General features: G+C 64.8%; 15 protein-coding genes. 9 read left to right on the top strand and 6 right to left on the bottom strand.

All coding sequences use genetic code 11. The annotated features are described in order from the left end of the window. Positions 1 to 152 precede the first annotated feature (152 nt). Together HA052_RS17545 and HA052_RS17540 are read right to left on the bottom strand one after the other, a co-directional pair. Entirely contained in the window at positions 153 to 1,889 is a 1,737-nt protein-coding gene (locus HA052_RS17545) for an isocyanide synthase family protein (protein ID WP_166452876.1), read from the bottom strand. Between the two features lie 35 nt (positions 1,890 to 1,924). Then, complete coding sequence (locus HA052_RS17540; RefSeq protein WP_166452875.1) at positions 1,925 to 2,905, bottom strand: isocyanide synthase family protein; 981 nt, start codon at positions 2,903 to 2,905, stop codon at positions 1,925 to 1,927. Here HA052_RS17540 and HA052_RS17535 point away from each other — a divergent pair. From HA052_RS17535 to HA052_RS17500, 8 genes are all read left to right on the top strand, one after another. Continuing rightward, positions 2,904 to 3,137, top strand: a complete 234-nt coding sequence (locus HA052_RS17535; RefSeq protein WP_166452874.1) for a hypothetical protein — start codon at positions 2,904 to 2,906, stop codon at positions 3,135 to 3,137. The genes HA052_RS17540 and HA052_RS17535 overlap by 2 nt on opposite strands. Positions 3,138 to 3,704: 567 nt before the next feature. Then, positions 3,705 to 5,231, top strand: coding sequence for an amino acid permease (locus HA052_RS17530; RefSeq protein ID WP_166452873.1), 1,527 nt, complete (start codon positions 3,705 to 3,707; stop codon positions 5,229 to 5,231). A 258-nt stretch (positions 5,232 to 5,489) separates the two neighbouring features. Next, positions 5,490 to 6,191 carry a MarC family protein gene (locus HA052_RS17525; protein ID WP_019103223.1) on the top strand — a complete coding sequence of 234 codons (702 nt, stop codon included), beginning with the start codon at positions 5,490 to 5,492 and terminating at the stop codon, positions 6,189 to 6,191. Between the two features lie 99 nt (positions 6,192 to 6,290). Further along, positions 6,291 to 7,421, top strand: a complete 1,131-nt coding sequence (gene yiaY / locus HA052_RS17520) for an L-threonine dehydrogenase (protein ID WP_081544588.1) — start codon at positions 6,291 to 6,293, stop codon at positions 7,419 to 7,421. Positions 7,422 to 7,699: 278 nt separating this feature from the next. After that, positions 7,700 to 8,119 (top strand): DUF488 domain-containing protein, encoded by a 420-nt coding sequence (locus tag HA052_RS17515; protein ID WP_052052093.1) that lies wholly within the window; start codon positions 7,700 to 7,702, stop codon positions 8,117 to 8,119. Between the two features lie 19 nt (positions 8,120 to 8,138). Next, positions 8,139 to 8,567 (top strand): MarR family transcriptional regulator, encoded by a 429-nt coding sequence (locus tag HA052_RS17510; protein ID WP_081544637.1) that lies wholly within the window; start codon positions 8,139 to 8,141, stop codon positions 8,565 to 8,567. Positions 8,568 to 8,639: 72 nt separating this feature from the next. Further along, positions 8,640 to 9,290, top strand: coding sequence for a response regulator (locus HA052_RS28000; protein WP_166452872.1), 651 nt, complete (start codon positions 8,640 to 8,642; stop codon positions 9,288 to 9,290). Next, on the top strand, positions 9,287 to 10,702 hold the full coding sequence (locus HA052_RS17500) for an ATP-binding protein (RefSeq protein WP_166452871.1): 1,416 nt from the start codon (positions 9,287 to 9,289) through the stop codon (positions 10,700 to 10,702). The genes HA052_RS28000 and HA052_RS17500 overlap by 4 nt, the downstream gene beginning before the upstream one ends. A 22-nt stretch (positions 10,703 to 10,724) precedes the next feature. Here HA052_RS17500 and HA052_RS17495 read toward each other — a convergent pair whose 3' ends face one another. Genes HA052_RS17495 through HA052_RS17480 form a run of 4 tightly spaced genes read right to left on the bottom strand, consistent with a single transcriptional unit; the run spans position 10,725 to position 14,896 of the window. Beyond that, a complete protein-coding gene (locus HA052_RS17495; protein ID WP_166452870.1) occupies positions 10,725 to 12,125 on the bottom strand; it encodes an efflux transporter outer membrane subunit in 1,401 nt (466 codons plus the stop codon). Continuing rightward, complete coding sequence (locus HA052_RS17490; RefSeq protein ID WP_166452869.1) at positions 12,122 to 13,042, bottom strand: HlyD family secretion protein; 921 nt, start codon at positions 13,040 to 13,042, stop codon at positions 12,122 to 12,124. Before HA052_RS17490 ends, HA052_RS17495 begins: the two co-directional genes overlap by 4 nt. Beyond that, complete coding sequence (locus HA052_RS17485; protein WP_081544592.1) at positions 13,039 to 13,758, bottom strand: ABC transporter ATP-binding protein; 720 nt, start codon at positions 13,756 to 13,758, stop codon at positions 13,039 to 13,041. Before HA052_RS17485 ends, HA052_RS17490 begins: the two co-directional genes overlap by 4 nt. Positions 13,759 to 13,768: 10 nt before the next feature. Next, a complete protein-coding gene (locus HA052_RS17480; protein ID WP_166452868.1) occupies positions 13,769 to 14,896 on the bottom strand; it encodes an ABC transporter permease in 1,128 nt (375 codons plus the stop codon). A 753-nt stretch (positions 14,897 to 15,649) separates the two neighbouring features. Between HA052_RS17480 and HA052_RS17475 the strand changes: the two genes are divergently transcribed. Next, entirely contained in the window at positions 15,650 to 22,324 is a 6,675-nt protein-coding gene (locus HA052_RS17475) for a type I polyketide synthase (RefSeq protein ID WP_206118944.1), read from the top strand. Positions 22,325 to 22,419: the final 95 nt, after the last annotated feature.

The following is a 22,419-nucleotide window of genomic DNA, read 5'->3' as shown; positions in this document are numbered from 1 at the left end:
GGGCGGGCCTTAGAACGTGTTTACGATCTTGCGAGCTAAGGCGAGACAAGGCGAAAACGGCTGAGAAAGCGGAATGTACGGGTGGTACATGAGCATTTCGAAGCCTTTTTCAACGCTGTATCGCCGACGCGCAGCAGATCGTAAACAGGTGCTTAGCCTTTGTGGACCTGGACACGCCACAGCTCGCGTCCGCGCGAGGCGCGGGTCATCGCGCGGCGGCCGTGCAGGCTGTTGTAGTTGTCTATCAGCGCCAGGTCGCCGTCGTGCCAGTCGTGCTCGATCAGGTTTTCCGGCGCATAGGCCCGTTCCAGTAGTTCCTGCACCAGGTTGGGGTAGTCGTCGGCGCGCTCTTCCACGTCGACGAAGAACTTCTGCAGTTCGGAGTTGCTGTTTTCCTGGAAACGCAGCACGGATTCGCCGGTGTCCGGGTGGGCTTCCACCAGCGGGTAGACGCGGGCGTCGCCGCCGAAATAGGTGAACTTGGTGTGGTAGCGGATTTCCAGCCGCTCCCATTCGGCCAGCGTGGCCGTCGGCACTTGGCGCAGGATGTTGCGCGCGTCCACCAGCGTGGTTTGGCCTTCGCCGTGTTGCGGCGCTGTCTTGCAATACAGCGCGAACAGGCTGGCGCTGAAGCGCGGGTTCTTGCGCACGAACTCATTGTCGGCCGGCAGCATGCTCAAGTCCCAGTGCAGCGGCAGTTCCTCGAAGGAGTGAACGAAGCCGTCGGCGTCCTCTTCCGGCTTCACCTTGTGCACCGCGCCGAACTGCCAGATATAGGGCGTGCCGAACTGGGCGCTGAAGTCGATCAGATTGTCCTCGTCCTCTACGGCGAAGCCGCGCAGCGCGACGAAGCCGAACAGCTGAGCCAGGCGGGTCAAGGCCGGGCGCGGCAGCGACAGGCAGTTGGCGCCGGGGCGGCGGTTTTCGATCAGCAGGCCGAAGCGGCCGGCCAGCATGACCGATAGTTCGCAACCCTCCCATTCAGCGTCGGCTTGTTCCAGATAGAGCCAGGGCTGGCCGTCGAAGCTCACCGCCTTGGCGCGGCGCGCGTCCAGCGCTTGGCGCTTGGAGACCAGCTCGCCGCGGCCGGCCAGGTTCAGCAGGTAGACGCGGTGCCAGGGCAAGGCCGCCTCGGCCTGGGCCGGCGACAGGCGGATGGGAAATTTGCCGCCGGGCGCGCCGGATTGGTGGATGGTCAGCCGGATGGCTTCCGGGAAGTGTTCGGCCAGCATCGCGTCCAGCGCGATGCCGCGCCAAGCCAGGCGCAGCGCGCGCTGCGGCCAGTCTTCGGCCTCGGCGATGCCGCGCGCCGCATTGTCTTCGCGCAGCAGGCCCAGCCATTGCGGCAGGCGTCCGGCCTGGTTTTCCGGCAGAGGCTGGGCGAAGTCCGCGGCCGCGGCGGGCAGGTAGCGGCGCAGCACGCTTTCGGCGCGGTCGCGCTGGCGGTCGAAACCGGGCTGGACGCTGGCGTAGTCATGCCAGCGCAGCACCGGGCTGGCGTAGAGCGCGCGCAGCCGGCGGTGGTAGTCGTTGGCCGTGTCGCGCGGGATGTCCAGCAGATCGTGGAAGCTCAGGCCGTCGCTGAACAGTTCCAGCGCGCAACCGGCCGGGTAGACGCGGCCGACGGCGCGGCACAGTTGGTCCAGCCGTTCCAGCGCCGCGTATTCGGCGTAGTCGGGGCGGTCGGACGCGGTTTTGTCGCGGGTGTTGGGCGATTTCAGCGGAAAGCCCGGCAGCAGCAGTTGCAGCGGCTGTTGCCGGCTCACGAAGCGCTCCACTTGAGCGCTCAGCGCCTGGCGGTAGGGTTCGCGCTGCGGGTGGTCGGCTTCGCCTTGGAAGGCGTCGAGCAAAATGGAGACGATGGAAGCGACAAGGGGTTCGTTTTGCATGGCGATACTCGAAATGGACAATGAAGGACGGGGTTTCAGGCGGCGGTGGCGATGAAGTGGCTGGGCCGGCCGTCGACAAAGACCAAGGCGGACTGGTTTTCGTCGATGTCGCTGCGCTTTTTCAACATCACGCCGTGCTCGTGCTTGATCGCGGCCGCGTGCCAGGGCGTCAGCCAGGCGTCGACGCTGTCCACCAGTCGCACGCCGATCTTGGCCGACACGCGAAATTGCGGATGGATGGACAGGCGCAGGCTGTCCGGAAACGCGCGTTCCAGCAGCCGGCTCCAGGCGTTGCTGCGCTGAATCACCCGGTAGGCGTTGGCGCGCGCCATTTTCTGCAAGCTGGTCTTGCTGTGGCCGGCGAAGCGCTCCATGCCTTGCGCGTCCTCGAACAGGAAGCGGGTAATGCCCTGGTACATCGCGCGCATCGCCGGTTCGTCCTGGCATTGGCGTTTGATCTGTTCGATGGAGTCGCTGTAAAGAATCAGCAATTCTTCGCGCTGCGAATCCAGGTCGCCGATATAGCTGAAGTGATCTTTCAAGTCGTAAAAGCGAAAGCTGTCGCCATGGCGTTGCCGCGCATAGCGAATCAAGTCGTCCATATAGGCGGCGACTTCCGCGTCCGGGATATACACCACGTCGGAAAAGCAATAGCCGTCAGAGCAAATGGCGACTTGAGCGCCCGGCGGGTAGATGCTCTGAATGTCCCTGCAGAGTTGGTGCAGATTATCCATTGCGTGACGCTCGGCCAAATCGGGCATCGCGCCCAGGGTTTTATTACGATTGGGCGATTTGCCGGGGAAGGCCGGCAGAATCATTTGCAGCGGCTGGCGGCGGGCAACGGCGGCTTGAATCTTGGGAAGGTGCGGAGCCATTTCCGCGTCCAGATCTTCCGTGGCGGCCAGGTCCTCCGGGTGGATGCGGCGCAGTTTGAAAACCCGCTCCAGTATTTGCCGGGCGAGATCCGCGGCGGAAACTCCGAAAGGGTGAAAAACAGGGTCGACAATGGCGTTCATGGTTTATCTCAATTGGTTGTGGAATCAAAAGCGATGGAATTGCGATTTGCCCGCGTTCATGCGCGAGCGTTTTGCTTATCGTTATATGGTGACCAAAATAATGGAAAGAACACGATTTGCTTTAGTGAGCGCGGCCATTTTATGGCAGATGTCGGGAGCGGGCGAACAAATTAGCCGCTATAGAGTTATGAGCAATCGTTATATTGATATGGCGAAGGGGTTGAACGAATAAGAGGCGAGTAGTTTTTTATTCGATTGGAGTGATTTTTTATTCAGTGCTGAGGTGTGAAAATTGTAAATAAGATTGTGACGGTTTGTGATGTCTTATTTGTTTTAATTTGGATTAAATTTAAATTTATCTTTGTATGACAAGGTCTTATTTGTCATTTTTGCAAATGAGATTCATTTTTGTTTGTAAACAGAGCAAGACGGTGGTCGACTGTGAGTTTTCCCATGCAACCACGGTGCGGCGACTCGGTCGCGCCGCGTTTCAAACCGGGTGCTGGAGCGGGCGGGACGGGTGAAAACTGTATGATTCATGCGACAGATCCGTCGCGAGGCGCTTTCGGGACCGCGTCGCAGGCGCTTGGTCGCAGTCCAACCGGGTGCGATATTCCTTTGCGAACATGACATTTTCGTTTTTTAAGCTCCAAAGCCATGTTTGACTAGTCAACAGTCGTGGTTGCTGTCATTCTTTTGCGTTTCGATTACGACTGCCTGTCGTAGCGACAGCAGGCCGCCGGCTGGCCGCAGCGAGCCGAAAGCAATGTCGCCGAGCAGGCGCACTTGAGACAAAGAGATGGAAAAAAAACAAGAGAGCCAAGAGCTTAGGCGCACCTTGCAGGCGCGCCACCTGTCGATGATCGCCATCGGCGGCTCCATTGGCACCGGCCTGTTCCTGGCCTCCGGCGCCACCGTGGCGTCGGCCGGCGCCGGCGGGGCCTTGATCGCCTACGCCCTGATCGGCCTGATGGTTTACTTCCTGATGACCAGTCTGGGCGAAATGGCCGCCTTTATGCCGGAATCCGGCTCTTTTCAGGTATACGGTTCGCGCTTTGTGGATCCGGCCTTTGGTTTCGCTCAGGGTTGGAACTACTGGTACAACTGGGCCATCACCGTGGCGGTGGAGCTGGCCGCGGCCGCCATCATCATGCATTACTGGTATCCGGCGGTGCCCGGCATTGTCTGGAGCGCCGGCTTCCTGTTGATCATCTTCGTGCTCAACTATTTCTCGGTGAAGGGCTTCGGCGAGGCCGAGTTCTGGTGTTCGATGCTCAAGGTGGCCACCATCGTCGCCTTCATCGTCATCGGCTTTTTGATGATCTTCGGCATCATGACCGACCCCAACCCGCAGCGCATCGCGCCGGGTTTATCGGTGATGCAGCAGGGGCAGGGGCCGTTTGTGGGCGGCATGGCCGCTTTCGTGGGCGTGGCCATGATCGTGGGCTTTTCCTTCCAGGGCACGGAGCTGATCGGCGTCGCTGCCGGGGAGTCCGCCAATCCGGGCAAGACCATCCCGCGCGCGGTGCGGCAGATCTTCTGGCGCATCTTGATGTTCTACATGCTGTCCATCCTGATCATCGGCCTGATCCTGCCGTACAACGATCCGCTGCTGCTGAAGAACGATATGAAGGACGTGGGCGCCAGCCCATTCACCCTGGTGTTCAACCGCGCCGGCTTCGCCATGGCCGCCAGCCTGATGAACGCGGTAATCCTGTCCGCCATCCTGTCCGCCGGCAACTCCGGCATGTACGCGTCCACCCGCATGCTGTACACCATGGCGCGCAACAAGATGGCGCCCAAGCGCTTTGCCGAACTGTCCGCCAACGGTGTGCCGCGCAACGCGCTGTATGCCACCAGCGTGATCGCCGCGCTGTGCTTTCTGACCTCGCTGTTTGAAACCAACGCGGTCTATCTGTGGTTGCTGAACTCCTCCGGCATGACCGGCTTCATCGCCTGGTTGGGCGTGGCCATCAGCCACTACCGCTTCCGCCGCGGCTATGTGAAGCAGGGCCACGATCTGGCCGACCTGCCTTACCAGGCCAAGTGGTTCCCGCTGGGGCCGCTGTTCGCCTTCGCGCTGTGCTTGCTGATCATGCTGGGCCAGAACTACGAGGCCTTCATCGGCGGGCATATCGACTGGAGCGCGGTGATCGCCACTTACCTGGGTATCCCGCTGTTCCTGGTGCTGTGGTTGGGCTACAAGTTCAAGCACAAAACCCGAATGGTGGCGCTGGAAGAGATTGATTTCAGCGAGGCGTTGGTCAAGGCCCGCGCCTTGCGCCAAGAGAATGAGGACGGCAAGCTGGCCGCCGCCACGCGCTGATCCGCTGTGAATTCTGCCAGCCTTAGGGCGGCAGCTAGCAAAACAGCCCGGCATTGCCGGGCTGTTTTGCGTAAGAGACTGATTGCTATGGATTCCGCGCCGACGCGGGGCGCGCGCTCGACACGCCGGAACCGCGGAGGGCCGCCGGAGTCCGAACGAGAGTCGGTTGCAATATTGATGAATTGTGTAATATGGCGGCTGGCGCCGCGCCGGCGGCCGTTCCCGATCTGAATTTGATGGTTTCGGAGTCATTTCACCATGCAGTTGCTGACAATATTCATAACAAAGTTTCTGTTTGTGATGGCGGCCTTGCTGCCCATCATGAATCCTCCGGGGCTGGTGCCCATCTTCATCTCGATGACGGCGCGCAATACGCCGCAGCAGCGCCGTTACCTGGCGCGCCGCATCGCCATGTATTGCGCCTTGCTGCTGTTGGGCAGCATGTTCACCGGCGGCTATGTGCTGTCTTTCTTCGGCGTGTCCTTGCCGGTGGTGCAGTTGTCCGGCGGCCTGCTGATTACTTTCGCCGCCTGGCGCATGCTCAACGACGCGCCGCCGGAGAGCAATCCCACTTCCACTGATCAGCCCATCCAGGCGGAAAACCACGATGCGCTGAAGCAACGCGCCTTCTATCCGCTGACCTTTCCGCTGACGGTGGGGCCGGGCTCCATCTCGGTGGCCATCACCATGGGCGCTTCGCTGACCGATACCGGCAAGGGCATCGTCAAATACGCGATCTCGCCGCTGGCCGGCGGCTGCGCGGTGCTGGTGTGCAGCGTGCTGGTCTATCTGTGCTACCGCCACGCCGATAAATTGTTGCGTTATCTGGGCCAGACCGGCTCGGTGGTGTTCCTGCGCCTGTCCGCTTTCATCCTGCTGTGCCTGGGTGTGCAGATCATGTGGGACGGCTTTGGCGCTCTGGTCGCCCTGTTGGTGCAGGATGTGTTGCCGCACAAGTGAGCGGGATGATTGGACATCTTTTGATGTGAGGCAAATGCCGCATCGGCCAAAATAAGCATACTGCGCTTATGACAAATGTCTTAAGAACAGGAGTTTGCCATGGCGACCAGCGCTTTCTTCATTCCCTGCGTCAACCTGATGGGCGCGGGCTGTTTGCAACAAGCCGTTGAAACGATGCGCGGTTACGGCTACCGCAAAGTATTGATGGTGACGGATACCGGCTTGGTGAAAACCGGCCTGGCCGGCCGCGTCACGGAATTGCTGGGCGGCGTCGGCATCGCCACCGTGCTGTTTGACGGCGTGCACCCCAATCCCACCACCGCCAACGTGGGCGCCGGCCTCGCGCTGCTGCGCGAGCACGACTGCGACGCCGTGGTGTCGCTGGGCGGCGGCTCCCCGCACGACTGCGCCAAGGGCATCGCCCTGGTAGCAGCCAACGGCGGCAAGATCCAGGATTACGAGGGCGTGGACAAGTCCGCCAAGCCGCAGTTGCCGCTGGTGGCGATCAACACCACGGCCGGCACCGCCTCTGAAATGACCCGCTTCTGCATCATCACCGACGAGTCCCGTCATATCAAAATGGCCATCGTGGACAAGCACACCACGCCGGTGTTGTCGGTCAACGATCCGGAAACCATGGCCGGCATGCCGGCGTCGCTGACCGCGGCCACCGGCATGGACGCGCTGACCCACGCGGTGGAGGCTTACGTTTCCACCATCGCCACGCCCATCACGGACGCTTGCGCCTTGAAGGCGGTGACGCTGATCGCCGGCCATCTGCGCCGCGCGGTGCGCAACGGCCTGGACATGGAAGCGCGCGAGCAAATGGCTTACGCGCAGTTCCTGGCCGGCATGGCCTTCAACAACGCGTCGCTGGGCTATGTGCACGCGATGGCGCACCAGTTGGGCGGCTTCTACGATCTGCCGCACGGCGTGTGCAACGCGGTGCTGCTGCCGCATGTGCAGGTCTTCAACGCCAAGGCGGCCGGCCAACGTCTGGCCGACGTCGGCGCGGCGCTGGGCGTGGCCGCCAACGCGGAAGCGGCGATCGCCGCCATACGCCAATTGGCGGCCGACGTAGGCATTCCGGCAGGATTGACGCAGTTGGGGGTCAAGGAAGAGGATATTCCGGAGCTGGCCGCCAACGCCTTGAAGGATGCGTGCGGCCTGACCAATCCGATCCAGGCGAGCCACGATGAAATCTGCGCGATCTTCAAAGCCGCGCTGTAATAGCACGGCCGCGGTGCAAACACCGCGGCCTAAGAACCTGTTCAAAGTCCGCTGCGCTTCGGCGATACGGCGTTGAAAAAAGCTTCGAAATGCTTATGTACCGTGTGTACATTCCGCTTTTTAGCTCGTTTTCGCCTTGTCTCGCTCTAGCTCGCAAGACTTTAGAACAGCTTCTAATGGCGGCCCAGCCGCCTTTTTTTGACCATTAAATATCGTAATGCGATATTTCTGACGACGCCGCACCGCCTCCGCCGCCAGATGAAACAAGGAGTGACGCAATGGACGCAAAAATCCGCCTGTTGCCGGTGAGCGAATACCGGCAGGGCCTTGAGAACGCTTTTCTGATTGAGGAAACCTGGCCAAAGGGCCTGCCGCGGCAGGCGCTGGATGCCGCCCACTGGCTGAAAAGCGTGGCGCCGGCGCCCGGCCTGCTTAACTGGCTGCGTCAGGACGAACGCCATTGGCCCACTTTCTGTGAAGTGTATTGGGCCGATTTGGCGGCGAATCCGCAGCGCTGGTGGCCGCTGTGGAAGGCCAGCCGCGGCGGCGGCCTGGTGCTGCTGCACGCCGGCGGCGGCGAGAGGCAGCCGGCGCAGGCCTTGGCGCAGTTCCTGGGCGACAAGCTGGACGAGATAGAACGCATCGAGGCGGGGGAGCTGGCTTCGCCGGTGTGCTACCGCGCTTTGCTGGACGGCTGAGCCGAACGAGGTGACCCGCGTGTCCGACCCCCCGAGTTTTTCCAAGCAGGATTTCGAACGGCTGGCGGACTTCCGCTACCGCTTGCGCCGTTTCCAGCGTTTTAGCGAAGAGGCGGCCCAGCGCCACGGCATCACCATGCTGCAATACCTGCTGTTGTTGCAGATCAAGGGCTTTCCAGGCCGGGACTGGGCGACGGTGGCCGAGCTGGCCGAGCGGCTGCAGTCGCACCACCACAGCGTGGTGGGCTTGATCAGTCGTTGCGAGCAGCAGCAACTGGTGGCGCGCAGCCCGGGGCGGGACGACCGCCGCTGCGTGGAAGTGCGGCTGATGCCCAAGGGAGAGGCGCTGGCGGAACGCCTGGCGCGAGAGCATCGCGAGGAGTTGCAGGCCCTGCGGCGGCTGGGCGACGTGCTGTCCTTGGACCATCTGCTGCAAGCTCAGGATTGACGTCGGCGCGGTAGCTTTTGCCATGGCGCTCTGGCATGATTTTGACATTGCTTTGGCCTGCGGAGACATCCCGTGAACATATTGTTGGTGGAGGACGACCTGGCATTGGGCGAGGCGCTGGGGCAGGCCTTGCGCCAGGCCGGTTTTCGCACCGTCTGGGTGCGGCGGCTGAAAGAAGCGCGCACCTTTCTGGCCGATGAGCCGCAAGACGCGCTGCTGCTGGATCTGGGGCTGCCGGACGGCGAGGGTCTGCACTTGCTGCAAGAATTGCGCGGCAACGGATCGACGCTGCCGGTGATCATCCTGACCGCGCGCGACGCGCTGGAGAGCCGGCTGGCCGGCTTGCACAACGGCGCCGACGACTACCTGGTCAAGCCTTTCGCCATTCCGGAACTGCTGGCCCGGCTGCAGGCGGTGACCCGGCGCAGCAGCGGCTTCGTGTCGGCCAATTGGCAGATCGGCGATTTGTGCATCAACGCCGATACCCGCGAGCTGTCGATGAACGGCGCGACGGTGGCCTTGTCTCCGTCGGAATTCGCGCTGATGTTCGAACTGGTGCGCAAGGCCGGCAAGGTGGTCAGCCGCGAGCACCTGGTCGAGCATCTGTGCTGCGAGTCCGACAACGCGCTGGAAGTGCATGTCCACAATCTGCGGCGCAAGCTGGGTTCGGATTGGATCCGCACCATACGCGGCGTCGGCTATCTGTTGCCCAAGCCGGCATGATCATTCCCTCGCTGGCGCGGCGCTCGCTCTACCGGCGGCTGTTATGGACCAGCCTGAGTACCCTATTGGCTGTATGGCTGGTCCTGTTCGCCTGGTTTTACTGGGAAGTGACCCGGGTGGGCTCCGGTTATCTGGACGGGGATCTGCGCGGGCTGGCGCGCACGCTGGCCACCGTCTACAGCGCCGACATCAAGGAGAGCGAGCGCGCTCGCATCGTCGATCAACTAATCGGCCAGTTTGGCCACGGCTATAGCGAAAGGCCGCCGGTCAAGGACGAGTTGGCCTATCGCATCGTCGACAAGCGGCAGCGCCTGCTGGCGGTGTCCAAGGCCTGGCCGGAGCTGGAGCAGCCGCCCAGCGGCGGCGCGCCGGCCAACCAGGGCCGTTGGCGCATGCTGACGGCGAGCGGCGACGAGGTGCGGGTGCAGTTGGCCGTCGCGCGCAGCTTTGTGCAGCGGGTGCAGGCCGAAATCCTGATTTTCTTCTTGCTGCCGCTGATCGCCGCGGTGCCCATCATCATGCTGATGCTGCGCGTCGGCTATGGCCGCGCCTTGCAGCCCTTGGCGACGCTGGCCACCACCATTACTTCGCGCGATGTGCAATCAACGGCGCCGCTGGCCTGCGCCGATCCCGAATATCAGGAGCTGCGGCCGGTGTTCAATTCCGTCAACGAGCTGTTGTCGCGGCTGGCGACTTTCCGCGAGGGAGAGCAGCGTTTCTTCGCCGACGCGGCGCACGAACTGCGCACGCCGCTGGCGGCGATTGGCGCGCAAGTGCATTTGCTGGCGCGGGCGGAGTCCGAGCGGGAGAGGGCGGCGCTGGCGGCCTTGCTGGACGCCAGCATAGGCCGCAGCGGCGAACTGGTGGGCAAGCTGTTGACGCTGTCGCGGCTGGACGCGGAATCGGCGCGGGTGCTGCCGGTGTCCTTCGACTTGGCGGCCTTGGTGCGCGCGGCCTTGGCGCGGCATGTGCCGCGCGCGATGGAGCGCAACATCACGCTGGCCTACGACGGCGCGCAGACGGCGGCCTGCTGCGGCGACGCCAGCGCGATGGATAGCCTATTGGACAATCTGCTGGACAACGCCATCCGTTACTGCCCGGACGGCGCTTGCATCAATGTGGAAGTCAGCGAGGGGTTTTCCAATGTGCGGCTGGCGGTGCTGGACGACGGGCCGGGCATCGAGCCGCAGTGGCGGGATCAGGTGCTGAAGCGTTTCGTGCGTCTGCCCGACAACACCGTCACCGGCAGCGGCCTGGGGCTGGCCATCGTCAAGCGGGTGGTGGAGTTGCACGGCGGCAGCCTGCTGCTGACCGACGGCCTGCACGGCAACGGCCTGGGCGTGGAGATCCGCCTGCCGCGTTGCGCCGCGCCGGAGGCCCCGGCCGCGGAGCGCGCGGCGCGGCCGGCTTGAGCCGGCGGAGCGCCGGCTTTGCTCAAGGCGCGTTCTTGTCCGCGCCCTCCCAACCGCCGCCCAAGGCGGCGATCAGATTGGCCGCCGCCAGCAGTTGCTGGCGGCGCGCGCCTTGCACGCCCTGTTCCGCCTGCAGCTCTGCCAGTTGCGCACGCCATTCCGCCTGGCCGTCGCTGAGGCCCACGCCGCGAGCGTCGCGCTCGGCGCGCAAGCGCCGGCTGGCGTCCGCGTATTGGCGCTGCTTGGCTTCCTGATCCGTGCCGGCGAAGCGGGCTGCTGCTGCTGCGTCTTCCACCTCGTACACCGCGCGGGTGACCGCGCCGCGCCAGGCCGCGTATTGTTCTGCGGCGGCAAAGCGCGCGCGCTGGGCTTCGGCCTTGCGCTTGCCGGCGTCGAACAGCGGAATGTCCAGCTGCGGCAACAGAGACCAGTTCAGCACCTTGCTGCCGCGCAATGCGGACCAGCTGCCGGCGCTGATGCCCAGGCCGCCGTTCAGGGTCAGCGACGGCCAGCGGGCGGCTTCCGCCTCGTCGATGCGCGCGCGCGCGGCGTCGTAGCGGGCCTGGGCCGCGCTGAGGTCCGGCCTGCGTTGCAGCAGCCGGGCCGGCACCTCGCCGCCCGCTTCCGGCAGCCTGAGTTCGCGCAGCGGCCGCGCCGGCGGCAAGCCGCAGGCGTTGGGCATTTTGGCGGCCAGCTGGCACAGGCTGCGCTCCACCCGCTTCAGCGCGTCGCCTTGCTGGGCAAGCAAGCGGTCGGCTTCGCTGGCCTCGCTGTCCGGTTCCAGCAACTGCCGGCCGCTGGCCAGGCCGACGCGGCGTTTGGCGGCGACCCCGGCCAGCAGGCGCTGGCGCAGCCGCGCGGTTTCCCGGAGCAGTTCGATGTCGGCGGCCAGCTCCGCCCGGGTCAGCCACAGTTCCGCGGTCTGCCGCGCCAGGCTCAGGCCCAGCGCGTCTAGGTCGCCGCCGCTGGCCTTGAGATCGGCGCGGCCGGCGCGCGTCGCGGCGCTGACCCGGCCGCGCAAGTCCACCTCATAGCCCAGCGCCAACCGCGTGCTGTAGCGGGTGCTGGGGTTGGCGGTGTCTTCGCCGACTTCGCCCAAATCGAACTTGGACAGCTTGCGCCGCTCCACCGATTGTTCGAAGTCCAGCTTGGGGTAGCGGTCGGCGTTGAGCACGCCCAGTTCGGCGCGCGCGGCGTCCAGCCGCGCCAGGCTGGCGGCGAGGTCGATGTTGCCCTCGCGCACCGTCGCGATCCACCGGCTGAGCCCGGGGTCGCCGAAACCGTCCCAGGCTTGGGCGTCCGGCGCCTGGCCGGGCAGGGCCTGGCCGTAGCGCTCCGGCAGCGCCGGCGCGGGGCGCGAAGGTTCCAGCCCGGCGCAGCCGCCAAGCGCCAGGAGCAGCAGCAGAGCGATGGGCCGCATCATGGTTTGCCCGCCTTGTCTTGTCGGGAGATGCGCACGAGCACCCGCTGGCCGATGCGGATTTCCGGCGCGTCCACCAGCGCCAGTACGCATTCAATCACCCGCACATCTTGTTTCTCATTGGGGTCGTCGTTGTCCGGACGGTTGCCGAACACCTGGCCCAGCCGCAGCACCTTGGCCTTGTAGACCTTGGTTTCGTCCGCTTCCAGCGTCACCTCGGCCGCCTGTCCCGCCGTCACCAAGCCCACATAGCGTTCTTCCAGGTCGGCGCGAACGATGCGGGGCCCGTTGGGGGCGAACATGAACAGCGGCGTCACGTTCAGCGTGGAGGTGCCGTCGCCGGGTCGGGCCTGGCGGCGGATGATGCGGCCGGCCAGCGGCGCGCGCACCACGTGTTGGTCCACTTCCAGTTTGCTGGCGGCTACTTGCGCGTCGGCGGTGGCCACCGCCGCTTGCTGACGGGCCAGCTCGGAGGCGCTGAGCTTGACCTGATCGCGGGCGTTGTCTTTTTCCTGCTTGGACACCACCTCGTCGCCGTTTAGCGCGGACACCCGTTGCAGCTCGCGCTGGGCGATGGCGTGCTTGATCTGCAACAGGGTCAGCGCCTGCCGCGCCTCGTCGCGCTCCTGCTCGCGCACCTTCATCGCCAGATTGGCCTCGCGGTCGTCGATGCGGGCCAGCACCGCGCCGGGTTTGACCTCGGCGCCTTCTTCCACCGACACCTCGCGAATGATGCCGGCGCGCGGCGCGGCGATATTGATCACCCCGCCTTCTATGCTGACGCGGCCCTTGGCGATGGCGGCCCACGGCGATTGCTGGACCGGCGCGGGAGGCGGCGGTTCGGAGCAGCCGGCCAGTAACAGGCTCAAAGCCAGCAGCGGGCCCAGGCGCAGCGGGGTCTTGGGAATAGGGCTGCTCATGCTACCTCCATCGGCGTGTTATGGACGCGTAGATCCTTGACCACCTGGCCGTCTTCCAGGGTGATGACGCGGTCGGCGTGCTTGATCAGGCGGTTGTCGTGGGACACGCCCAGCACCGTGGTGCCTTGTTCCTGAGCGATCTGGTGCAAGAGGTCGATCACCACTTGGCCGTTATGGCTGTCCAGCGCGCTGGTGGGTTCGTCGGCGAACATCAGCTTGGGCCGCTTGACCAGCGCTCGGGCGATGGCGACCCGTTGTTTTTCGCCGCCGGACAGTTCCATCGGCCGCAGCTTGGCGCGCGGACCCAGGCCCACCAGATCCAAGACTTCTTGCGCGCGTTTTTCGGCTTCGGCTTTGGCTATCTTGGGGCCGTAGTTCAGCGGCAGCAGCACGTTTTCCAGCGCGGTCAGCGAGGCGAACAGGTTGAAGCCCTGGAACACGAAACCGCAATGCTCCAGGCGGAAGCGGCTCAACTCCTCGATGGAGCGCCGGGTCAGCTCCAGCCCCAGCGCGGTGACGCGGCCGGAACTGGGCGGCAGCAGGCCGGAGAGCACGGACAGCAAGGTGCTCTTGCCGGAGCCGGACGGACCGATGATCAGGGTCAGTTCGCCGGGCAGGATGGACAGCGAGATATTGGTGAGCACGGTTTGCTCGGTCTTGCCGTTGCTGAACGAGCGGTTCAGGTTTTCGCCGACGATGGCGGGAGAGGCGGACATGAGAGTCTCCTTATCGCAATAGGGTGGAGGGTTCGGCCTGGTTCAGCGCGCGCAGCGCGGACAGACCGGACAGCAGAGCGATGCCCAGCACCAGGGTGCCGGTGGCCAGGCAGCCCCACACCGGCACTTCCAGCGCGATGTGGGCGTGGCGCGCGGCCATCACCAGCAGCGCGCCGACCACGGCGGTGATCACCAGGCCGGCGAGGCCGACCCAGAAGGACTGTTCCAGAATCACGGCGCGCAAGGAGGAGGAGGACACGCCCAAGGCTCGCAAAGTGGCGTATTCGCGCAGTGCGGCGACGATGGCCGCCATCAGCGTTTGGCTGGTGATGACGATGCCGACCAGCAGGCCCAGCGCGGAGGAAAACAGGAAGCCGGAGCCGGCGCCGGACTCGAACAGCCAATACACCTGCGACTGGATGGAGAACTCCTCCGCGGTCCACACCTGGAAGGGCTTGAAGGTGCCCGCAGGCTGCAGTTGGTCGCGCACCAGCTCGGCGCGGCTGGGGTCGCGCAGCCGCGCCAGGAAGTAGTCGGTGGCGTCGTTGCGCAGATTGGGGTCGATGCGGCGGGCGGTGTTCAGCGAGGTCAGGATGTTGGCCCCGCCCATCGCGCGCATGCCGTTGACGGTGCCGCCGATGCGCACCCGCTTGCCGCTGAGTTCGGCGTAGTCGCCTATCTTGATGCCCAGTTTTTCCAGATCGCTCTCATCCACCAGCACGGTGCTGGGCACCGTCAGCTCCTGGCGCAGCGCCGGGGTCAGCAAGGTGGCGAAGGTCATTGCCTGCGGCCGCGGATCAATGCCGATCAGCACCGCGCTGAGCTTGCCGCCGCCGGGACGCTGCCAGTCCGCCATGGTCCAGGTGAAGCGTTCCACCGCGGTGACTTCCGGGTGCGCCCACAGGTTGTTCTCGGTTTTGCCGGGAATGGGCCGAGCCAGGTCCACGCTTTGGGTGGCCGGGTAGCCCACCCAGAGGTCGGCGCTGGAGCGGTCTATGTAAACGCCTACCGAGCTGAACATGCCCAAGAGCAGACTGAGTTGCACCTGGACCAGCAGGCCGGCGAAAGCCACCGCCAGCACCGCCGGCAAAAAGCGGCGCCACTCGTAAATCAGCGAGGCGCGAGCGAGGGAGACCATGGTCAGGTCTCCAGGCTGGAGCCGGGCAGGCTGGGCGGATGAGTAGGCTGGGGCATGACTGTCTCCGGGATGAAATGGAGGCAGTATGCCCGCTCCTGCTTAGGGTTTTCTGAGCGTTGCCAACGGTAAATAAGAGAAGGGCTGCGAATAGGATTCCGGCCGATTAATACCACTGGTATTGGTTCGGACGTTGAATTTAAATGTCTGACCTATAAGATCCTGTTCTTATTGCTTGCTCAGACTCCCTTCAGTTTTCCTTTTTATGACCGGGAATTTTATTTTTCAGTAATGGATTTGCTAAAAAATAATGACTTCGGCATTGGTGTGTCAATAAAGATACATGATTAAAATCAATTACTTATTGTGTTCTGTCTATTTTTTTCTCCAGATCTGTGGAGGTAAATCAGTCAACTGCAAGAAAGCACTAAGGAAACGCTAAGATTTCAACGTCATAATTTTCCAAAACCGGATTTGACAGTTTGAGTTGTAAAGATTTCGTCAAGTTTTGATCGCGGTTTTTAATGTGGTTTGAGTAATGGGCAGCAGGCGCGTGCGACGGTTGGTCGGACGCGAATTCGATCCAGGCTTTGCGTGCGGGACCGGATTTAAAGAAAGGCAGTCGACCCTGGCCGTGCGGCCGGCGATTGCGATTCCCGGTTGGTGCGCGGCGGCAAGCGAATGATGCGAAACAGCAGGTTCACCGCGGGAGGAGCAATGAGCAAGACCTTATCGAGCAGGATTGGACCGGGGACGTTGGATATCGCGATTGTGGGCATGGCCAGCCACTTTCCCGATGCGGCCACCTTATACGATTTCTGGACCAATATCGTCGACAAGAAGGATTCCCTGACCGACATCGACCAGAAGAACGGCGATGAATACTGGCGCAAGGAAGACTATTACAGTGCGGACCCGAGCGCCGCAGACAAGACTTACGGCCACCGCGCCGGCTTCGTGCCGGCCATCGATTTCGATCCGGTGGAATTCAAATTGCCGCCGCTGATGCTGGAGTCCATCAGCACCGCGCAGATCTTCGCGCTGCACGTGGCCAAGCAGGCGATGCTGGACGCCAGACTGGTGGGCGAGGACGCGCTGCCGGTGGACAAAGACCGCGTGGGGGTGATCCTGGGCGGCGCCGGCAACGGCAACACCTCGTTCTCGCTGGCTTTCCGTCAGCAGGAGCCGTATCTGCGCAAGGTGCTGAACCACGCCGGCTTGCCTGGCGCGGTGGCCGACGAGGTCATTGATCGCGTTAATCACCTTTATCTGGAATGGAACGAGGACAGCTTCCCCGGCTTCCTCGGCAATGTCGCCTGCGGCCGCATCGCCAGCTATTTCGACCTGGGCGGCACCTCTTATATGGTGGACGCCGCCTGCGCCAGCAGCTTGGCCGCGATCAAGGCGGCGGTGGGCGAACTGGTGGACGGCAGCTGCGACGTGGTGTTGACCGGCGGCGTCAATCTGGAAAACTCCATCTTCTCCTTCCTGTGCTTCAGCAAGACGCCGGCCCTGTCCAAGAGCAACCTGTCGCGCCCCTTCGACGAATCCTCCGACGGCATGATGCTGGGCGACGGCGTGGGCTTCCTGGTGCTCAAGCGCCTGGAAGACGCCGAGCGCGACGGCGATCGCGTTTACGCGGTGATCAAATCCTTGCAGGCCTCCAGCGACGGCCGCGCCAAGAGCATTTTCGCGCCGCGTCACGAAGGCCAGGTCAAGGCGATGCAACGCGCTTACGCGCGCGCCGGCATTTCTCCGGCCGAGATCCAGCTGGTGGAGGCGCACGGCACCGGCACCCAGTCCGGCGACGAGACCGAGATCAAGAGCTTGCGCGCGGTGTTCGAGGCCGGCGGCGCTCAGCCCGGCTCGGTGGCCATCGGCAGCGTCAAATCGCAGATCGGCCATACCCGTTGCGCCGCCGGCGCGGCGGCGATGATGAAGGCCGCGCTCGGCCTCTATCACAAGGTGCTGCCGCCCACCATCAACGTCAGCCAGCCCAGCCGCGAACTGGCGGACAGCGCCAGCCCCTTCTACGTCAACATCGACAGCCGGCCGTGGTTGAGCCCGGTGGACGGCGCGCCGCGCCGCGCCGCCTTGAGCGCCTACGGCTTCGGCGGCACCAACTACCACGCCATCATGGAGGAGCACCAGGCGCGGCCGCAGGGAGATTTCCGTCTGAACCTGCGCCCGGAAGTGGTGCTGTTGCACGCGGACGGCCCGGAGCAGTTGCTGGCGGTGGCCGAGCACAAGCTGGAGTCCTTCCGCGCCGCAGACGCCGGCTACCAGTTCCGTCTGCATCAAGGCGCGGCGGCGCGCGCGCCGGCCGGTTCCGCGCGCTTGGCCTTTGTCGCTAGCTCGGCCGAACAGGCCGCTGGTTTGCTGGACGAGGCGATCAAGCTGCTGCGGGCGCGTCCGGATCAGGACTGGGAGCATCCGCTGGGCATTTATTACAAGCGCGAGGCGGCCCCGTTGGCCGGCCGCGTGGTGGCCTTGTTCCCCGGCCAGGGCGCGCAGTACGTGAACATGGGCCGCGACATCGCCAACGATTACCCGACGATGCGCGAAACCCTGGAAGGCCTGGACGCCGCGGCGCACGCCGACGGGCTGCCGTTGCCGTCCGCGTCCATCTTTCCGCCGCCGGCCTTCGACGCGGAAACGGCGGACCGCCAGATGGCGGAGCTGACCCAGACCCGCACCGCGCAGCCGGCGATAGGCGCGATCAGCGCCGGCTACTACAAGCTCTTGCGCGGCCTGGGCTTGCGGGCGGACTTCCTGGCCGGTCACAGCTACGGCGAAGTGACCGCCTTGTGGGCCGCCGGCGTCTTGAGCGACGAGGACTTCTACCGCACGTCGCTGGCGCGCGGCGCGGCGGTGGCCAGCCCGGTGCCGGGCGGCGAGCCGGGCGCGATGCTGGCGGCTTCGCTGCCGGAGAGCGAGGCCAGCGCGGTGCTGGAGCGCTTCCCGGAGCTGGTGGTGGCCAATTACAACTCGCAGCAGCAACTGGTGTTCGGCGGCGCCGGCGACATCATCCGCCAGGCCCATGAGTTTCTGAACGAGCGCAAGGTGCGCAGCCAAGTGCTGGCGGTGTCCGCGGCCTTCCACACCGACTTCGTCCGCCACGCATGCGCGCCGTTCGAGGCCAGCCTGGCCGGGATTCCGTTCCAGGCGCCGCAGGCCGCGGTGTACTCCACCGCCAGCGGCAAACGCCACGCCGACGACCCGGCCAAGATCAAGCAGTCCTTGATCGGCCAACTGGTCAGCCCGGTGCGCTTCCAGCAAACCATAGAACGCATTCATCAGCAGGGCGGCTACTTGTTCGTCGAGATCGGCCCCAAGGGCATCTTGGGCAAGCTGGTGGCGGACATCCTCAAGGACAAGCCGCACGCGGTGGTGTCGCTGAACCCCAGCGCCAACGGCGAGGAAGCCCTGCAATTCAAGCGCGCGCTGGCGCGGCTGGCGGTGGAAGGCGTGGAGCTGAGCTCCACCGATCCGCAGGCGGCCTTGCCCTTGGTCGCGGCGCCGAAGAAAAAGTCGCTGACTTACACGATGAGCGGCGGTTTCTTCTACTCGGAGAAAGCCAAGCAGCGCCGCGCGCACGCTATGCGCAAGGATACGCGGGTCATCGACGCCTTCATCGACGAGCGGCTTGCCGCCAGCTCGCCGCCGCGGGCGCCGGAGACGGAGCGGGATAGTACGGTAGTGGTGGAAACTTTGGTCGACAACAGGGACGACATGATGTGGCTGGAGCCCATCCATGTCATAAGCGGAGAGGGAATCATGCAACGCAGTAGCTCGGACAACGAAGTATTGAGCGTATTGGACGCGCAGATCCAGGCGCAGAACATGCTCAGCCAGGTGCATCAGCAGTTCCAGCTGAATCAGAAGGACTACATTCAGCTGCTGGATTCGCTGATGAACAAGCAATACACCTTGCTGGAGAAATTCCAGGGCAGCCAGCAGCTGACGGAAGTGGTGGCCAGCCTAGGCCAGAGCCTGCAGCTGCTGGACAAGAACCAGGAGCTCTACCACGTCAACCACGAACATTATTTCGACAACCAGCAAGCCTTGCTGGGCGCCGACGTCGCCGCTCGCGGCGGCCAGGTGACGGCTCGCCTGCAACAGCGCGCGCCGCTGGAAGTGAGCTTGCCGACGCCGCGCGCCGCAGTGGAATTGCCGGCGGCCGCTCCCCTTGTTCAGCCGGCCGTTGCCCCCGCCGCGCCGGTTGCCCCAGCGACCGAGGTTCAGGCGCCCAAGCCGAAGCTGCAGGACATCCCGCAAGCCGTCGCTCCGGCCGCCGCGCCGGCCCCTGTCGCCGCGCCCGCTCCTGTAGCCGCCGCGCTCGCCGCCGCCGCGATCAGCGCAGAGGACCAGGCCCTGATCCAGCGCTTCGAAGCCTTGACCGAGGCCGACCTGATCAAGCAACTGATCGCCATCGTCAGCGACCGTACCGGCTACCCGGCCGACATGATCAATGAAGACATGGATCTGGAAGCCGACCTGGGCATCGATTCGATTAAGCGCCTGGAAATCTTCGGCGCCATGTTCGACCAGCTGTCCGCCGAAGTGCCGCACTTCCAGGACATGGAAAAACAGAAGGACATGGAAACCTTCGACATCGACGCCTTCAGCAACATCCGCAAGATGGGCGGCTTCTTCAAGCAAACCATCTCCGAACTGCTGACCGAGCTGAAGCAGGGCGGCGCCGCCGCGCCGGCCGCGGAAGCCGCTCCGGCGCCGGTGGAGGCCCCGGCCCCGGTCTCCAGCGAGCCCGCCTTGCACGAAACCCCGGCGGCGGAGGCCAAGCCCTTGCGTCAGCTGGGCGTGGTGTCGTCCACCAAGAAACTGGTGGCCGACGTTGCCGTGGAGGACTCCGCAGCAAAAAAATCCCTAGCTGAGCCCCGGGAGACGGCATCTGCCCTCGCTCAGCAATCCCCTGTAAGTGATGCCCATACGGTAACCGCGTCCATCCATCGTTTTCAGACGCGGAAACAGGCTTTGCCCAAGCCGGACCTGCTGGAGCTGGCCGCCGGCCGGCTCTGGCTGCTGACCGACGACGGCAAGGGTTTAAGCGAAGAAGTGGCCAAACAGCTGCTGGCCCACGGCCAACAGGTGGCGCGGCTGGTGTTCAAGTGGCAGCAGGCCAAGGGCCAGCGCAAGGCGATCAAGCACGTGAACGACTACGTGCTGGAACGCGCCGACGAGCTGGCGCTGGAGGACGTGCTGTCGCGGATCGCGGTGGCCGAAGGACAGGTGGGCGGCTTCATCCATCTGCAGGCGCCGGCCGGCAACGTCAAATCGCTGGCCAACGCTTTCGCCGCGGCCGAATACGACACCGCGCAAGCGCTGTTCCTGCTGGCCAAGCTGCTGCAGCCGGCGCTGGCGCAGCCCGGGCCGGGACGCGCGTGCTTCTTCGTGGCCAGCCAGCTGGACGGCGAGCTGGGCACCGCCCGGCGCGCCGCCTTCCCGGTGGCCGCGGCCGGCGTCAGCGGCCTGAGCAAGGCCTTGAACATCGAGTGGGAAGACGTGTTCTGCCGCACGGTGGACTTCGATCCCAAATGCGGCAAGAGCGCTATCGCCGCGATGTTGCTGGAAGAGTTGCGCGACGTGCAGTCCGACGTGGCCGAAGTGGGCCGCGGCGTCAAGGGCGAGCGGATGACGCTGGGCTTCGAGGCGGCGCCGACCGATCCTCAGGCCGTGGCCAATATCGACGCCAAGACCGTGTTTCTGGTCACCGGCGGCGCGCGCGGCATCACCGCCGAGTGCGTGATCGCGCTGGCCAAGCGTTATCCGGCCCGCTTCGCGTTGCTGGGCCGCACCCGCATCGACGCGCCGCTGCCGGAGTGGGCTGAGGGTGGGGGCGAAGTGGCCGAGCTCAAGGCGCGCGCCATCCGTCATCTGCAGCAGCAGGGCGAGACGGTGACGCCGGTCAAGGTGGACGCCTTGCTCAAGGAAGTGCTGCAGCTGGCCGAGGTGCGCGCCACCATCGCCGCCATCGAGCAGGCCGGCGGCCAGGCCATCTATCTGGCTTGCGACATCGGCGACGCCAAGGATGTGGCGCGGGCGGCGGCGGAAGCGCAGCGGCAGCTGGGCCCCATCCGCGGCATCATCCACGGCGCCGGCAACCTGGCGGACAAGCGCATCGAGAAAAAGACCCCGGCCGATTTCCGCTCGGTGTTCCACACCAAGGTGAAAGGGCTGGAGAACCTGCTGGCGGCGGTCAAGCCGGACGGCTTGCGTCATCTGGTGCTGTTCTCCTCGGTGTCGGGCTTCTTCGGCAACGCCGGCCAGACCGATTACGCGATGGCCAACGACGCGCTGAACAAGTTCGCCTACCTGTACCAGACCCTGTACCCGAAACAGCAGGTGCGCAGCATCAACTGGGGTCCGTGGGACAGCGGCATGGTCAGCGATGTGCTGAAGAAGGCCTACGCCGACCGCGGCCTGGCCATCATCCCCACCTCCGTGGGCGCGCAGTTCTTCGTCGACGAGTTCGCCGCCGGCCTGGTGCCGCAGGTGATCGTGGGCGGCGGCAGCTACAAGGTGGGGCGCAAGCAGAAGACCCTGCCGGCGCTGACCCGGGTGGAGCGCGAGCTGGACCCAGCCGTCAACGGCTTCCTGGGCGATCACGTGGTGGGCGGGCAGCAGGTGCTGCCGGCCACCGCCGCGGCCGGCTGGATGGTGCAGCTGTGCGAAGACCTGCTGCCGGGCTACCGGCTGGAGACGCTGACGGACTTCCGCGTGCTCAAGGGCGTGGTGTTCGACGCCAGCGAGCAGCGGCGCTTCATCGCCGAACTGCGGCCGGTGGCCGAAGCCGGCGGCAACGGCGACCGCCACACGCTGGAAGTGAGCATCTTCAACCAGGCGGACGGCGCCACGCTGATCCGCTACCAGGCGCGGGTGACCATGACCCGGCTGGCGGCGGAGCAGCCGGCGGACGGGCCCAAGGCACCGACCGGCGCGCCGCTGGAGCATCCGCCGCTGTACGGCGACATGCGCGACGGCGCCTGGCTGTTCCACGGCCCGGCCTTCCGCGGCGTGCAGACCTTGTTCCGTCTCGACGGCCAGGGCCTGCAAGCGGGCGGTCGGCTGGCCGCCGCGGGCGGACAGGGGCAGTTCCCGGTGAATTCCTTCAACCCCTACCTGGCGGACGTGGCGTTGCAAACGCCGCTGGTCTGGCTGATGTCGCAGTCGGACAAGGCCGGGCTGCCGCTGCAGATCGCCGAGTGGCGGCAGTACGCGCCGCTGGCTTTCGACCAGGCCTTCTATCTGAGCATGGCGGTCACGGCGCAAACCGCGACCACTCTGCTGGCCGACGTCACCGTCCACGGCGCCGACGGCAAGGTGTACAGCAAGCTTTCCGGCTTGCAGTTCACCGTGTCGAAGAAGCTGCGGCAGTTGATGTGCGACCCGGAGGCCAGCGTGGCGGTGTGACGCGAGCAAGGCCGCGCCGAGGGCGCGGCCGGTCCGGAGCGCGGCGACGCGCGCCGGCCATACAGTCGAGTCGCGGCGGCGGGAGATTCGCCTAG

The sequence above is a fragment of the Chromobacterium fluminis genome (assembly GCF_011602385.1).
GTDB lineage: Bacteria > Pseudomonadota > Gammaproteobacteria > Burkholderiales > Chromobacteriaceae > Chromobacterium > Chromobacterium fluminis.
The sequence above is the reverse complement of the archived record's forward strand: the minus strand, read 5'-3'. Positions and strand labels throughout refer to the sequence as shown.

Coding starts and splice junctions, on each gene's coding strand:
- HA052_RS17545 (WP_166452876.1), bottom strand. CDS start 1,889: ATGCAAAACGAACCCCTTGTCGCTTCCATCGTCTCCATTTTGCTCGAC.
- HA052_RS17500 (WP_166452871.1), top strand. CDS start 9,287: ATGATCATTCCCTCGCTGGCGCGGCGCTCGCTCTACCGGCGGCTGTTA.
- HA052_RS17480 (WP_166452868.1), bottom strand. CDS start 14,896: ATGGTCTCCCTCGCTCGCGCCTCGCTGATTTACGAGTGGCGCCGCTTT.
- HA052_RS17485 (WP_081544592.1), bottom strand. CDS start 13,758: ATGTCCGCCTCTCCCGCCATCGTCGGCGAAAACCTGAACCGCTCGTTC.
- HA052_RS17490 (WP_166452869.1), bottom strand. CDS start 13,042: ATGAGCAGCCCTATTCCCAAGACCCCGCTGCGCCTGGGCCCGCTGCTG.
- HA052_RS17515 (WP_052052093.1), top strand. CDS start 7,700: ATGGACGCAAAAATCCGCCTGTTGCCGGTGAGCGAATACCGGCAGGGC.
- yiaY (WP_081544588.1), top strand. CDS start 6,291: ATGGCGACCAGCGCTTTCTTCATTCCCTGCGTCAACCTGATGGGCGCG.
- HA052_RS17495 (WP_166452870.1), bottom strand. CDS start 12,125: ATGATGCGGCCCATCGCTCTGCTGCTGCTCCTGGCGCTTGGCGGCTGC.
- HA052_RS17540 (WP_166452875.1), bottom strand. CDS start 2,905: ATGAACGCCATTGTCGACCCTGTTTTTCACCCTTTCGGAGTTTCCGCC.
- HA052_RS17530 (WP_166452873.1), top strand. CDS start 3,705: ATGGAAAAAAAACAAGAGAGCCAAGAGCTTAGGCGCACCTTGCAGGCG.
- HA052_RS17525 (WP_019103223.1), top strand. CDS start 5,490: ATGCAGTTGCTGACAATATTCATAACAAAGTTTCTGTTTGTGATGGCG.
- HA052_RS17535 (WP_166452874.1), top strand. CDS start 2,904: ATGGTTTATCTCAATTGGTTGTGGAATCAAAAGCGATGGAATTGCGAT.